Origin of the sequence: Vulcanimicrobium alpinum (assembly GCF_027923555.1) — a bacterium.
Lineage (GTDB): Bacteria > Vulcanimicrobiota > Vulcanimicrobiia > Vulcanimicrobiales > Vulcanimicrobiaceae > Vulcanimicrobium > Vulcanimicrobium alpinum.
This window is the reverse complement of record NZ_AP025523.1, coordinates 816893-831102: the sequence shown is the minus strand read 5'-3', so window position 1 is coordinate 831102 and position 14210 is coordinate 816893. Positions and strand designations below refer to the sequence as shown.

14 protein-coding genes are annotated in these 14210 nt (G+C 69.5%); 10 read left to right on the top strand and 4 right to left on the bottom strand.

The genetic code is table 11. The features are described 5' to 3' along the window. Positions 1–85: 85 nt before the first annotated feature. The gene (gene argB / locus WPS_RS04105) at positions 86–880 is read right to left on the bottom strand and encodes an acetylglutamate kinase (RefSeq protein WP_317996582.1); all 795 of its coding nucleotides are present in this window, start codon (positions 878–880) and stop codon (positions 86–88) included. A 23-nt stretch (positions 881–903) separates the two neighbouring features. On the opposite strand from argB, the gene WPS_RS04100 reads away from it, so the two are divergent. The 10 genes from WPS_RS04100 to WPS_RS04055 all read left to right on the top strand — a co-directional run bounded on the left by WPS_RS04100 (position 904) and on the right by WPS_RS04055 (position 11418). After that, positions 904–1785: a helix-turn-helix transcriptional regulator gene (locus tag WPS_RS04100; RefSeq protein ID WP_317996581.1), complete on the top strand. Its 882-nt coding sequence runs from the start codon at positions 904–906 to the stop codon at positions 1783–1785. A 44-nt stretch (positions 1786–1829) separates the two neighbouring features. After that, positions 1830–2876, top strand: coding sequence for an MBL fold metallo-hydrolase (locus tag WPS_RS04095; RefSeq protein ID WP_317996580.1), 1047 nt, complete (start codon positions 1830–1832; stop codon positions 2874–2876). Between the two features lie 62 nt (positions 2877–2938). Further along, positions 2939–3907 carry an ornithine carbamoyltransferase gene (gene argF, locus WPS_RS04090; protein WP_317996579.1) on the top strand — a complete coding sequence of 323 codons (969 nt, stop codon included), beginning with the start codon at positions 2939–2941 and terminating at the stop codon, positions 3905–3907. Positions 3908–3984: 77 nt separating this feature from the next. Continuing rightward, a complete protein-coding gene (argR, locus tag WPS_RS04085) occupies positions 3985–4464 on the top strand; it encodes an arginine repressor (protein ID WP_317996578.1) in 480 nt (159 codons plus the stop codon). Beyond that, positions 4461–5708 (top strand): argininosuccinate synthase, encoded by a 1248-nt coding sequence (locus tag WPS_RS04080; RefSeq protein WP_317996577.1) that lies wholly within the window; start codon positions 4461–4463, stop codon positions 5706–5708. Before argR ends, WPS_RS04080 begins: the two co-directional genes overlap by 4 nt. Before the next feature lie 6 nt (positions 5709–5714). Continuing rightward, a complete protein-coding gene (gene argH, locus WPS_RS04075) occupies positions 5715–7106 on the top strand; it encodes an argininosuccinate lyase (RefSeq protein WP_317996576.1) in 1392 nt (463 codons plus the stop codon). Then, on the top strand, positions 7103–8083 hold the full coding sequence (gene argC / locus WPS_RS04070; RefSeq protein ID WP_317996575.1) for an N-acetyl-gamma-glutamyl-phosphate reductase: 981 nt from the start codon (positions 7103–7105) through the stop codon (positions 8081–8083). The genes argH and argC overlap by 4 nt, the downstream gene beginning before the upstream one ends. Then, complete coding sequence (gene argJ / locus WPS_RS04065) at positions 8061–9293, top strand: bifunctional glutamate N-acetyltransferase/amino-acid acetyltransferase ArgJ (RefSeq protein WP_317996574.1); 1233 nt, start codon at positions 8061–8063, stop codon at positions 9291–9293. Before argC ends, argJ begins: the two co-directional genes overlap by 23 nt. Before the next feature lie 120 nt (positions 9294–9413). Further along, positions 9414–10628 carry an aspartate aminotransferase family protein gene (locus WPS_RS04060; RefSeq protein WP_317996573.1) on the top strand — a complete coding sequence of 405 codons (1215 nt, stop codon included), beginning with the start codon at positions 9414–9416 and terminating at the stop codon, positions 10626–10628. A 10-nt stretch (positions 10629–10638) separates the two neighbouring features. Continuing rightward, the gene (locus WPS_RS04055; RefSeq protein ID WP_317996572.1) at positions 10639–11418 is read left to right on the top strand and encodes a thioesterase family protein; all 780 of its coding nucleotides are present in this window, start codon (positions 10639–10641) and stop codon (positions 11416–11418) included. Between the two features lie 26 nt (positions 11419–11444). On the opposite strand, the gene WPS_RS04050 is transcribed toward WPS_RS04055, so the two are convergent. The 3 genes from WPS_RS04050 to WPS_RS04040 all read right to left on the bottom strand — a co-directional run bounded on the left by WPS_RS04050 (position 11445) and on the right by WPS_RS04040 (position 14178). Next, positions 11445–12083, bottom strand: coding sequence for an NADPH-dependent F420 reductase (locus tag WPS_RS04050; RefSeq protein WP_317996571.1), 639 nt, complete (start codon positions 12081–12083; stop codon positions 11445–11447). Between the two features lie 236 nt (positions 12084–12319). Next, positions 12320–13717, bottom strand: a complete 1398-nt coding sequence (locus WPS_RS04045) for an amidase (protein WP_317997489.1) — start codon at positions 13715–13717, stop codon at positions 12320–12322. 122 nt (positions 13718–13839) lie between these two features. Beyond that, positions 13840–14178: a hypothetical protein gene (locus WPS_RS04040; protein WP_317996570.1), complete on the bottom strand. Its 339-nt coding sequence runs from the start codon at positions 14176–14178 to the stop codon at positions 13840–13842. Between the last annotated feature and the right edge of the window lie 32 nt (positions 14179–14210).

Below are 14210 nucleotides of genomic sequence, written 5' to 3'. Positions count from 1 at the left end.
GTCGAAGCGCAGCCCCGATCGTGCATATAGAATTGCTTCCCCTGCGTGCGCGATTGCGGCTGCGCTTCGACAGGCTCGGCGTGATTTAGCGTGGCGACGCGGTGATCTCCGTTCCTTCGCCGGCGAGAGCGCGCGCGATCGCGCCGTTCCCGGCGCCTGCAACGACCGCGCGCCGCGCACCGCCGTCGATCGCCGCGACCGCGGCGGCCATCTTCGGAATCATCCCGTCGGTGAACGTGCCGTCGGCGAGCATCGCGCGCGCTTCAGCAACGTCGATCCGCGGAATCACCGAGGACGGATCGTGCAGATCGCGCCGCACACCCGCGACGTTGGTGATTACCACGTACGCGTCCGCGCGCAACGCGCCGGCGATCGCCCCGGCGGCCGTGTCGGCGTTGCAGTTCAGCGCCGCATGCGTCCCGGCTTCGAGCGCCAGCGGCGCCACGACGACCACAAACCCGGCATCGAGGAGCGCCGCCACGGCCGACGGATCGACGCTTGCGACCTCGCCGACGTAGCCGAGATCCACCCCCTCGACACGCCCGACTCGTCGCGCTGACAGCACGCCGCCGTCCTCACCGGAGATCCCCACCGCGGGCACGCCGCGCGCCGCGAGCGCGCGCACCAGCGCCTTGTTCACGGTGCCGCACAAGACGTACTCGACGACGTCGCGTGCCGCGCCGCCGGTGGCTCGCAGCCCCGCGACCCGCGGCTCGACGATCGCCTTCGCGCGCAGCTCGGCGTCGATCTGCGGCCCGCCGCCGTGCACGATCACGATGCGCTCGCCGCCGCGCGCGAGACCCGCGACCTCATCGAGGGTCGCGTCGGCGCCCGCCTCGGCGGTCATTGCGTTCCCGCCGTACTTCAAGACGATCAGCACCAGCGGATGCTACCATACTTCGCATGAAGCGCGGCGCCGTCCCGACGTTCTTGCCGTACACGCTCGCATCGCACGAGCCCGCGCTGGAGGCGCAACGCTTCAGCCGGGGCCACGTCACGGAGCGATTCGGGCTGCACGGCCATCGCTTCCACGAGATCGTCGTCTTCGATGCTCCCGGCGGAGTCCACCGCGTCGGTGCCGAGGAACATCCCGTCAGCGACGGCGATATCGACGTCATCGCCGAGGGCTGCGTCCACGACACGTCGGGTTTCGACGGCGCGACCGGCTGGATGCTGCTCGTGCGTGATGACGAACTCGATGCCGTACCCGTGCCCGCAGCACTGCGCACGTTCGATTTCGCACGTTCGATGCGGCTGCATGCCCACACGGCTGCGGCGGCACGGATTTGCGGCGCGATGGCGGCGATCGCCATGGAAGGCACGCAACGAAGCCCGGGGTTTGCGACGGCGATGCGCGCGCACCTTGCGATCGTGCTGGTGGAACTCTCGCGGCTCGCCGTCTCGTTCGAGCGCGCGGCGACCTCGACAACGAGCGGCCTCTTCGAGCGGCTGATGGGCGCGATCGACGCGCGCCTCGACGCGGAGATCCGGCTGCGCGACCTCGCCGACGCACTCGCGCTGACGCCGGGCTATCTCACCTCGGAAGTGCGCCGCATCAGCGGCAGGACAGCAATGGAATGGGTGACGGCACGCCGCCTGCGCGTCGCGCGCCGCGCGCTGCTGCTTGGAGACGCACCGATCGCGACCGTCGCCGCGGAGGCCGGATTCACGGATGCCGGCCATCTTGCTCGGCGCTTTCGCGATGAGTTCGGGACGACGCCGGCGCGTTGGCGGGAACGGATGCGGGCCGTCGGTTCTGCCGCATCCGATCCGCCGAAACCGTAATCCGGTCCGCCGTCATGCCCCACGGCGCACGTATGATCGTCGTCATGCACGCTCATGCCAGCCGCTCGGCGTTTCTTGCGGCGCTCGCCGGCGCCGCTGCGGGAATCGCAGTCCCGGCACGCGCGCGCGCAGCTGCACTGCCGGAGATGATCGCACTGGCACCCGGCGTGAGCTACGTTCGCGGCGACATCGAAAACGCGTTGACGTGCAACACGGGCGTGATCGAATCCGCGGGACGCCTCTCGCTGGTCGATGCCGCCGTGCCGGACGGTGCCGCCGCGGCACTGCAGGCGATTCGCGCCCACTCGGCATTGCCGCTGGCGCGGGTTATCGACACGCACTATCATCTCGACCACACCTACGGCAACGCGTTCTGGAACGACCACGGCGCCGAGCCGATCGCGGTCGAAGGTCTCGCCGCCGAGCTCGCCTCCGCGGAGCCGGAACTCTTCGGCGGCGGTCCCGGGCTGTGGCAGAAAATGTCCTCGAGCCTGGCCTCGCTGAAGTCCTCGCGGCCGTTGGCGCCGCGTTACGCGCCGAGCGGCACGACCTTCGAAGCGGCGGGGCGCGCGTTCTCGCTGATCCATCCCGGCGTCGCGCACACGCGTTCCGATGCGGTCGTGTGGCTGCCGAAGGAGCGGATTCTCTTCACCGGAGATCTCGTCGCCAACGGTCCGTACAACGCCGTCGCCGACAGCACGATCGGTTCGTGGATCGGCGTCCTCGACCGGCTGCGCGCTCTCGGTCCGGCGATCGTCGTCCCGGGTCATGGCGACGCCGGCGGGCCGGAACTCATCGACCGCCAGCAAGGATACTTTCGCGCGGTCACCGCGGCGGTCGATGCGGCCGTTGCCGCCGGAAAGGACGTCGGCGCTGAAATCCCGGCGATGCGCGAACGTCTCCGCGCCGATCCGGCGACCGCGAAGTACGTCAACGACCATCACCTCGCGTATTCCGCGTTCTTCGCCTTCCACGATCTGGCGGCGAAGATCTATCACGAACGCACCGGGAAGACGCTTGCTCGCCTCCCCGGCTTGCCGCCTCCGGCGCGGTGCTGCGGCGACCTCGCACGGTACCGGAGCGCAACCTAGCGCCGCCGACACCCCGCGCCGCTCTTGCATACTTATACATTTGATGTATAATTATGCAGATCATGGTCACTTTGCCGGCGGCGGCGCGGTTGCGCGGCCGGAACGTTCTCTCCGTTACGGACCTCGGGGCCGACGAGCTCGCCGGCCTGCTGACGCTTGCGCAGAACGTGAAGGAGCGCGGGCGCGAACAGCTCTCGCTCCTCCGCGGCAAGACGCTCGTGATGCTCTTCGAGAAGCCCAGCCTGCGCACGCGCGTCTCCTTTGAAGCGGGGATGACGCAGCTCGGCGGTCACGCGATCGCCGCGACCGGCGCCGATTTCGGGATCGGAACCCGCGAAACGCCCGAGGACGCGGCCCGCGTCCTCTCGCGGTACGGCGACGCGATCGTCTACCGCACCCATGCGCACGAGCCACTCGCCCGATTCGCGAGCGCGGCGACGGTGCCGACGATCAATGCACTCTCCGAGGCCGGCCATCCGTGCCAGGCGTTCGCCGACCTACTCACGATCCGCGAACGGTTCGGGACCTTGCAGGGACTGCGGCTGGCGTTCGTCGGGGACGCGCGCAACAACGTCGCGATCTCGCTCGCCGAGGCGGCGGTGATGAGCGGGATGTCGATCACCTTCGCGGCGCCGGTCACCCATCGGCCGCCCGACGCCTTTCTTGGGAAGCTCGTCAAGCTGGGCGCACCGCACAACGTCACGGCACGCGCGTTCACGTCGCCGCTGCGGGCGGTGCGCGACGTCGACGTGGTGTACACCGACGTGTGGACGTCGATGGGCGACGAGCAGTTCGTCGAACGCAATCAAGCGGCGCTGCGGCCGTATCAGGTCAATGCCGAACTTATGGCCGCGGCGGCGCCGCATGCGCTGTTCATGCATTGCCTTCCCGCGCATCGGGGCGAAGAAGTGACGGCCGACGTGATGGACGGGGCGCGCAGCGTCGTGTTCGATCAGGCCGAGAACCGGCTGCACGCGCAGAAGGCGCTGCTGCTCGCGCTGCTCACCGATCTTCGCGGGTTGACCGACTGATGGCGGGCTGCGGGATCGGGGCTGCCCTTCGACAAGCTCAGGGTGACGTTCGACAAGCTCAGTGTGACGAGTAGGGTATGGATACGCTTCAACAGCCGAAGACCAAGCGCCAGCGGGCGATTCTGTCTCTCATTGCAGCGCGGCCGGTGCGGTCGCAGGATGAGCTTGCGACGCTGCTAGAGCAGCAAGGGTACGAGGTCACGCAGGCGACGGTCTCGCGCGACATCAAGGAGCTGGGATTGCTGAAGGTGCCGCTCAAGGGCGGCGCCGGCGGCGCCTTCAAGTACGTCGAGCCGACCGTCGGTCCGGCGTTCACGTCGCGGCTCCACCGCGTCGTCTCCGAAGTCGTCATTCAGGCGCGCTTCAGCATGAACCAGATCGTGCTGCGCACTCACCCGGGGACGGCGATGATGCTCGCCGCCGCGATCGACTCCGCCGACTGGCCCGAGATCCTCGGCACGATCGGCGGCGACGACACCGTGCTCGTGATCTGCGAGAAACCCGAGACCACGCCGATGATCAAACAACGCTTCGAAGACATGCGAGGAGAACAGTGAAAATTGTTCTGGCGTACAGCGGCGGGCTCGACACGTCGGTGCTGCTCAAGCAGTTCATCGACGCCGGGCATCAGGTCGTCGCGATGACGCTCAACCTCGGCGAATCCGACATGGTCGCCGGCGAAGGTTCCCAGGACGCGCTCGAAGCGGTCCGTCAGAAAGCGCTCAAGCTCGGCGCGATGGACGCGGTGCTGATCGATGCACGCGAACGGTTCATCGCCGACTACGCGTACAAGGCGCTGGCAGCGAACGCGCTCTACGAGGGCGTCTATCCGCTCAGCGCCGCACTCTCGCGGCCGCTGATCGCCGATCTGCTGGTCGAGACCGCCGCCGAGTACGGTGCCGACGCCGTCGCGCACGGGTGCACCGGCAAGGGGAACGATCAGGTCCGCATCGAGGTCGGCGTGCGGGCGAAGGCGCCGCACTTGAAGACGCTCGCGCCGCTGCGCGACAAGCCGCTTTCGCGTCCCGACGCGATCGCGTACGCGCAGGCGCACGGCGTGCCGATCGCGCACACCGCCGCGAAACCGTATTCGGTCGATGCGAACTTGTGGGGGCGTTCGATCGAGGCCGGTGTGCTGGAGAATCCGTGGAACCGGCCGCCCGAGGATGCGTACGCGTGGAGCGTCGCGCCGGAGACGGCGCAGGCCGAGGGGGACGAGGTCGTGATCTCGTTCGAGAAAGGGACGCCGTCGGCTGCGCTTCGACAGGCTCAGCGTGACGTGGGCGCCGAGATGGTGTTCGAGTTGAACAAGATCGCGGGGCGGAACGGGGTCGGGCGGATCGATTTGATTGAAGATCGCGTCGTCGGACTGAAGTCGCGCGAAGTGTACGAGTGCCCCGGGAGCGTGACGCTGATCGAGGCGCACAAGGCGCTCGAGCGGCTCGTGCTCACGCGCGATGAGTTGCGGTTCAAGGCATCGCTCGATCAGAAGTATGCCGAATTGATCTACGACGCGCTGTGGTCGTCGCCGCTGCGCGACGCGCTCGATGCGTTCAACGCAAAGATCGCCGAGCGGCTGACCGGCGAGGTGCGCGTGCGCCTGGTGCGCGGACGTGCCGTTGTTACCGGCGCGCGTTCGCCGTTCGCGCTGTACGACGAATCGCTCGCGACCTACGGCGCCGGCGACACGTTCCGCCACGACGCCGCCGGCGGGTTCATCGAGATCCACGGCCTGCCGGTCGCGGCGGGTGCGGCGAAAGCCGCCGAAGCCGCGCAGCGCGCCGCGCCGCAGCTCGTCTAGCGTTCGGTGAGCACCTTGCAGTGGGGCGGGCGGTTCGCGTCGGCGCCCGATGCCGAGCTGCTCGCGTTCGGTTCGTCGCTCGACGTCGATCTGGGGATCGCACGCTGGGACGTGCAGTGTTCGCACGGCCACGTCGTCGCGCTTCATTCCGGCGAGATCATCGGCGACGCCGACGCGGAGGCGCTTCACGACGCGCTCGCGGCGGTCGAAGCCGAGATCGACGACGGCTCGTTCGACGCGTGGGCAAAGCGCGGCACCTTCGAAGACGTCCACGGCGCAGTCGATGCGCGCGTGCGCGAACATGCAGGGAAGACGGGCGAGCTGCTGCACGCCGGACGCAGCCGCAACGATCAGGTCGCGACGACGCTGCTGCTCTACGCACGCGACACGGCGGCGAACGGCGCGCTCGCCTGCCTCGACGTCGCCGCGCTGTGCGCCGACCGCGCCGCCGACGCGCTCGCGAAGCAGACGCTGTTCGCCGCCACGACGCACTGGCAGCCCGCGCAGCCGGTGCTGCTCGCGCTGTGGATCGACGCCGTCGCGCAGGGGTTCGTGCGAGCCGCCGAGCGGTTCGCGCGCGTCGCGGCCGACGCGCGCCGCTTCTGCCCGCTCGGGAGCGCGGCGCTGGCGGGGTCGTCGCTTCCGCTCGATCGCGCAGCCGCCGCGCAGGCGCTCGGGTTCGACGGGCCCTCGCACAACGCACTCGACAGCGTCGGCGATCGCGACGTCCCGCTCGACCTGCTGCACGCCGCCGCGCGCGCCGCGGTCGCGGCGTCGCGGCCGAGCGAAGAACTCGTGATCTGGGCAACGCCCGCGTTCGGGTACATCCGCCTCGACGACGCCGCCTCGACCGGTTCGAGCCTGATGCCGCAAAAGCGCAATCCCGATCCCTTCGAACTGGTGCGCGGCTTCGGGGCGCGTGCGATCGGCGCGTACGCCGGCGCGCTCGCCACCGTGAACGGTATGGCGCTCTCGTACCATCGCGATCTCCAGGAGACCAAGGCGCAGGTGCTCGCCGGCGTCCCGCCCGCGCTCGCCGCCGTCGACGCGTTCCGGCGAGCGTTCGCCCACGTGCACTTCCGCCACGATACGATGAACGCGCGGGCCGGCGACGGCTACACGGTCGCAACCGATCTCGCCGACGCGGTGATTCTGGCCGGAGCGACCGCACGCGAAGCGCACCGTGCCGTCGGCGAGCGCGTCCTGCTCGCCGAGGATCACGGCCGCCCGCTCGATCGCGACGATGCCGTCGCGCTAGGCGTGCCGGACGCAGCGGTCGACGCGCGCGGCTCGGTGCTCGGCAAGCGCACCGCAGGCTCGACGCACCCCGATTCCGTCGCCGCGGCGATCGCGCGGACGCGCCACGCGATCGCCGCCCTCTCGGAGACCCTCTCGTGATCACCGCCCACGTCGTCGGCGCAAGCGGCTACGCCGCCGCAGAACTGATCCGCTTGATCGACCGGCATCCGTCGGTCGCGCTCGGCGCGCTCGAGTCGCGCTCGAACGCCGGCGTTGCGGTCGGCGACGTGTTCCCGTGGCTCCCGCATCTCCACCTTGCGATGGAAGAGACGGGGACGGCGCTCGCGCGCGTGCGCGAGGACGACGTCGTCTTCATCGCCGGCGGCCGCGAGCTCGCGCGCGAGCAGGCGGCGAACTTTCTCGCCAAAGGCGCGCGGGTGATCGATCTCTCCGACGCGTTCCGTCTCGCTGAGCACGCCGGCGAAGCCGTCTTCGGATTCCCCGAACGCTACCGCGAGCAGATCGCTCGCGCGCGGTTGATCGCCAACCCCGGCTGCTACGTCACCGCATCGCTGCTCGCGCTCGTTCCGCTGCAGCCGCTCGCCGGCCGTATCGCGCAGGTCATCATCGACGCGAAAAGCGGGATCACCGGGGCCGGACGCACGCCGACGACGCCGTCGCTCTTCGCGGAAGTCGACGGCGACGTGCGCGCGTACGGTCTCGAAGGCCACCGCCACGGCCCCGAGATCGCTCAGGAAGCGCGCGCCGCCGGGATCGACGCACCGATCGTCTTCTCGCCGCACGTGGTCCCGCTCAAGCGCGGGCTCCTCGCCGACGTCTATCTCGTCCCGCGCGCGCCGCTGACGCGCGAGGAGATCGTCGCGGCGTACACGCGTTTCTATGCGGCCAGCCCGTTCGTCACGGTCTTCCGCGACGCGCGCGCCCCGCATCTCCCAGCGCTCGAAGGGACGAACGATGCGCACCTCGCGGTCGCCGAGCGCGGTGGCGTGATTCAGGTACTCTCCGCGCTCGACAACCTCGGCAAGGGCGCCGCCGGACAAGCGGTGCAGAACATGAACATCCTGCTCGGCCTTCCGGAGGAACTCGGGATCGATGCTCGCACCCCCGCACGCTGATCACGGCAACGACGCCGTCCGCCTCATCGAAGTGCGCGGCGGGTTGGGCGCCGTCCCCGGCGTTCGCCTCGCCGGCGTCCACGCCGGGATCAAGAAACGCAAGACCGATCTCGCGCTGATCGCGCTCCCCGGGCCGCACGTCTGCGCCGAAGTGATCACCACCAACGAAATCAAGGCCGCGCCGCTGCTCGCAACGACCGCGGCGCTCGCCGCCGACGGCGACGCGATCGCCGCGATCGTCTGCAACTCCGGTTGCGCGAACGCGTGCACGGGCGAGCGCGGCCTGCGCGACGCGCAGAACACCGCGCGTCACGCCGCAACCCTGCTCGGTGTTCGCGCGACGCAGGTCGTTGTCGCGTCGACCGGCGTCATCGGGGTGACCCTGCCGATGGACCGCCTCTCCAAGGGCCTCGACCGCGCGTTCAAAGCGCTCGAAGACGGACCTGAGGCCGCCTACGACGCGGCCGAAGCGATCATGACGACCGATCACGTGCCGAAGCTCGCCGCCTACGCGTGGCACGAGAACGGCGAACGCCGGGTGATCGGCGGGATCGCCAAAGGCTCCGGGATGATCGCGCCAAACATGGCGACGATGCTCGCGTTCCTCGTCACCGACGCCGCGGTCTCGCGGGCGTCGCTGCAGGACGCGCTGCGCGAAGCGGTCGACGGGACGTTCAACATGATCTCGGTCGACGGCGACATGTCGACCAACGACTCGGTGTACGCGTGCGCGAAGCCGGGAGACGCGCCCGTAAGCGACGCGTTCAAAGCCGCGTTGAAGGCGGTCTGCCGCGACCTCGCCGTGGCGATGGTGAAAGACGGCGAAGGCGCGACCAAGACGCTGACGTTCAACGTCAGCGGCGCGCACGACGAACGCCAGGCGCGCACGATCGCCCGCGCCGTGATCAACTCGAGCCTGGTGAAGACGGCGCTCTACGGCGAGGATCCGAACTGGGGCCGCATCGTCGCCGCCGCCGGTTCGGTCGGGGCGGGGATGAACCCCGAGACGTGGTCGCTCTACCTCGGCGAGCACACCTGGGTCGAACGCGGCGCGATCGAGGCGATGAGCGAAGCCGAAGCGCATCACGTCCTCGAAGAAAACACCGTCTACGTGCGGCTGGATCTCGGAATCGGCGACGCGACGGCAACGGCGTGGGGCTGCGACCTCACCGGCGACTACGTGCGCATCAACGCGCATTACCGGACGTGACTTGAGCGTGGTGATGGAGCGAGTGCAGTGAAATCGGACTCCTACGACAACGTTGTGACGAGCTCGGACACGGGTGCCCCGCGCGAAGCGTGGGGGGCGCGGAGCCTGGGGCGGAGCGCCTTGCAACCGGTCAACCGCGGGGCGCGTCTGGTGACGCAGCATCCGCACGTGATGGCGAACTACGGGCGGCTCGAGATCAACATCGTGCGCGGCGAAGGCTGCCGGCTGTACGACGAGTCGGGCAATGCCTATCTCGACATGGTCGCCGGGATCGCGGTGTGCGCGCTCGGCCACGCGCATCCGCGCATCGCGCGCGCGGTTGCGGAGCAGGCCGCGACCCTCGTGCACGTCTCGAACCTCGTGCACTACGAACCGACCGGAACGCTCGCCGACCGCCTTGCCGAACTCGCGGGCTTCGACGCGGTCTTCTTCTGCAACAGCGGCGCCGAGGCGAACGAAGCGGCGATCAAACTGGCGCGCAAGCACGCGTGGCGCCGCGGCGAGAAGGAACGCAACGTCATCCTCTCCGCCAAGGGCTCGTTTCACGGCCGCACCATGGGTGCGCTCGCGGCGACCGACAACCCCAAATATCACGAAGGCTTCGAACCGCTGCCGCGCGGCTTCCGGCACGTCGCGTTTAACGATCTCGCCGCGCTCGACGGCGCGATCACCGAGCACACGGCGGCGTTTCTGATCGAGCCGGTGCAAGGCGAGAGCGGCGTCGTTCCGGCGACGCGCGAGTATCTGCTCGAAGCGCGGCGGCTGTGCACGCAGCGCGGCGCGCTCCTGATCTTCGACGAGATTCAATGCGGGATGGGGCGGCTGGGAAGACTCTTCGCGCACCAATTCTTCGACGTGCTCCCCGATTCGTTAACGCTGGCGAAATCACTCGCGAACGGCTTGCCGATCGGGGCGCTGATCGTGCGCGGTGAAGCGGCGTCGTCGCTCAAGCCGGGCGATCACGGCACGACTTTCGGCGGCTCGCCGGTTCCTGCGGCGGCGGCGCTCGAGCATCTGAAGATCCGCGAGATCCTCGACCTCGACACGCACGTCGAGGCGATGGGTGCGCTGCTGCTGGCGGAGCTGCGGCAGATCGCCGCGGAGTTTCCCGCAGTCTTCGACGAGCCGCGCGGCTTCGGGCTGATGCTCGGACTGCCGGTGCGCGAACCGCACGCTGCGAGCGCGTTCGTCCCGCACGGACTCGACAACGGACTGCTGATCAACGCCGCCGGCCGCAACACGCTGCGGTTCGTCCCGCCGCTGATCATCAACGCCGACGAGATACGCGAAGCCTTGCAGCGCCTTCGCGCGACGATCGCGGTGACGCTCGCGTAGCGCGCCTCGGATGGAGCCGGCGTACTACGAGCGCGTCGACGCGCAGACGTTCGTCGCGTCGCGGGCGACGCAGAGTCCGTGGGACGCGCGCCTCCAGCATGGCGGGCCGCCGACGGCGCTGCTCGCGCGCGCGATGCTCGCGCAGCACCCGCGCGGAGGGATGCGGCTCGCGCGGATCAACGCGGAGTTTCTCGGTCCGATCCCGATCGCGCGCATGACGGTGCGCACACGCATTGTCCGGCCCGGGAAGCGGATCGAGATGCTGGAGGGCGCGCTCGAGGCCGACGGCCGCGAAGTCGTCAGCGCGCGTGCATGGCGGATTGCGGTGCAATCGCCGGGCAGCGTCCCGCCCGCGGCGACGTCGCCCGACACGCCGCCGCCGCTCCCTTCGGAGCAAGCCCAGCGCGATTGGCTGCAGGGCTGGGGCTACGGCGAATCGATCGAATGGCGCTACGCGACCCGAACGCTCGCGCAAGGTCCGAAAGCCGTGTGGACGCGGGTGCGCATTCCGCTGATCGCCGGCGATTCGCTGGAGCCGCTCGATCGCGCGCTGGTCGTCGTCGATTCGGCGAACGGCGTCAGCGGCGAACTGCCGATGGACAAGTGGCTCTTCGTCCCGCCGTCGTTGAGCGTAGCGATCGAACGCGAACCGCGCGGCGAGTGGGTCCTGCTCGACGCGCGCTCGACGCTGAGCGACGACGGCCTAGGCATCAGCACCGCACGGCTCGCCGACGAAGGCGGCTACCTCGCGGCGGCGACGCAGGCGCTGCTGGTCGAACGCCGCGTGTAACGGGCTCGGCGCTCGCACCTCTCGATCTAGCCGCGGTTCGGTTCCCTCAACAGTTTGAACGCGTGCTTCGCGAACGCGCCGGTCATCGCAAGCGAGATCCACAGCATCGCAAGGTGCTCGAGTTCCGCGGCACGCACGAGCGGACCGACGTCGAGCGCCGGATAGCCCAGATCGTCGCAAAGCTGGGAGACGACGCGCTTCGCGTCGGCGTCGTCGCCGCACAGAAACATATCGGGCGGGCCGCCGGCGATCTGCGGCGCGACCATCAATCCGGCACCGACGACGTTGAACGCCTTCACGACCCGCGCGCCCGTCGCGAGCGCCGCGACGCGCTGGGCCGCGGAACCTTCGGCCAGCGTTTCGAGCCCGACGGGCCGCCCGTTCTCGTAGCGCAGAGGGTTCGATGCGTCGATCAGCACCTTGCCGCGAAGCGTCTCGGCGCCGATCGCGGCGAACACGTCTTCGACGGCACTCCAGCGCACCGCAAGAATCACAACGTCGCCGTCGCGCGCGGCATCCGCAAACGCGCCGATGCGGACGGCGGGCTCGAGCGCGCGATGATCGTCGGGGCGGCGCGTTCCGAGCGTGAGCTGGTGTCCGCGTTCGCTCAAGCCGCGCGCGAGCGTCGTGCCCACCGCGCCGCTGCCGACAATGCCGATCGTCATGACGCGGCGCTTCGTCGCAGAAAAGCGACCGCCCCGCGCGCTGCAAACCGCGCGGCCTCACGTATCGGCCGCCGCCGTCCACGACTTGCGACGCCCGGTTGAGCCGGCGGGTGCGTGGATCGGTTCGTGCGGTGACTGCGGTACCTAAGATATCGGCGAGCGGCGGCGTGAGTTTCGCGCTCGCGGGGCCGGCTTGTCCAAAAGCATACCGTCCAGGCGGCGGCCCTTCGACAAGCTCAGGGTGACGGGGCGTTGGCTTGTTCGAAGGCGTGGGCGAATTCGAGGAGTGCGCGTTCGCCGCGGTGCCGGCCGATGAGCTGGATGCCGACCGGTAGGCCGTCGGGGGTAAAGCCGCACGGGACGGAGATCGCCGGATGGCCCGTGACCGTGATGAGATAGCACGAGCGCATCCAATCCATGTACGTCTCCATCGCGACGCCGTCGATCTGGGTCGGGTACGATGTGTCGACGTCGAAGGGCGTCACTTGATTCACCGGTGCGACGAGAATCTCGTAGCGTTCCATGAAGTCGTGCATGCGTGCGAACAGCGCGCCGCGCAGCGCCTGCGCGCGGGCGACGTCCGCGCCGGTGAGCGCAAGTCCGTACTCGGTGTTCCAGACGATCGCGTCCTTGAAATCGGCGCGGCGCTGCGCGATGAGTTCGGCGTGCGCCTGCGCGAACGCGATCCCGCGCTGGACGCGGAACGCATCGTCGGCGCCGCTGAAATCGGGCGTGGCCTCATCGACGATGCAGCCCATATCATCGAAGACGTGCCGCCGCGACGCGAGGACCGCGCGCACCGCCGGTTCGACCGGCAGGCCGCCGAGGTCCGCGCTCCACGCGACGCGCGTGCCGCGCACGTCGCGTTCCAGCGGTGCGCGAAAGATCGCGCCGTCTTCCGCGATCGCGAGGGGCGCGCGTGCGTCGGGGCCGGCGACCACGCTCAGCAGCAGCGCCGCGTCGGCGACGCTCCGTCCCATCGGGCCGGCGACCGAGAGCGTGTTCCACGGATCGTCGGCGGGCCATTGCGGCACCCGCCCGACCGAGGGGCGCAGCCCGACGACGTTGCAGAAGTTGGCGGGGTTGCGCAGCGAACCGCCGAGATCGCTGCCGTCGGCGAGCGCGACCATCCCGCACGCCAGCGCGACCGCCGCGCCGCCGCTGCTTCCGCCGCAGGTCTTGGAGGTGTCGAACGGATTGCGCGTCGCGCCGAAGACGGTGTTGAACGTCTGCGAGCCGGCGGCGAATTCGGGCACGTTCGTTTTGCCGACCGCGATCGCGCCCGCGTCGCGCTGGCGCGCAACGACGAGGCTGTCGACGTCGGGGATGAAGTCGCGGTAGATCGGCGAGCCGAAGGTCGTGCGCATCCCGCGAGTGAGAAACGTGTCCTTGTGCGCGACGGGAAGACCGTGCAGCGGCCCGAGCGGTTCGCCGCGGGCCTGGCGCGCGTCCGCTGCGTACGCTGCGGCGAGCGCGCCCTCAGCGTCGACCGTGACGATCGCGTTGAGCTGCGGGTTCATCTGCGCGATGCGCTCGAGATGCGACTGCATCACCTCGACGGCGGAGCACTCCTTGGCCGCGATGCGGCGCGCCAGGTCGACGGCGGAGAGCAGGGACGTTCCGGTGTCGAGCATCGTCGACACTGCGCGACGGACGCGCCCCGCGCCTCCGAGGTGCACGAAGGGGGCTGCGCTTCAAAAAAAGCCGCCGCACCCGCATTGGGGTGCGACGGCTCGGGGTTGCCGGTGGGCGAAGGTTACTTCGCGACGGTTTCGGCTTGGGTCTTCGCGGTCGCGGCGGCGCGATCGAGGGCCGCGGCAGCGTCCTTCTGGACGGTGGCGAACACGCCGGCGAGTTCGTTGAAATAGCTCGTCTGCAGGTCGACGTACTTCTTCGCGAACGACGCGCTCAGTTCGGTGAGTTCGGCGAGCGACGGGATCTTGTCGAACGACGGGACCGAGGGGACGGCCGGGGCGGAGGCGACGATCTCGCGGACCGAGTGGATGGCGGCGATCTGGACGGCCTGCGCTTGCTTCAGCGTCTCCAGGCCCTGCTGCTGCAGTTTCTCGATCGTCTCGATGTAGGTGGCAGGCACGTTAGCGGATCTCCAGCGCCCGAAGGCGCAGA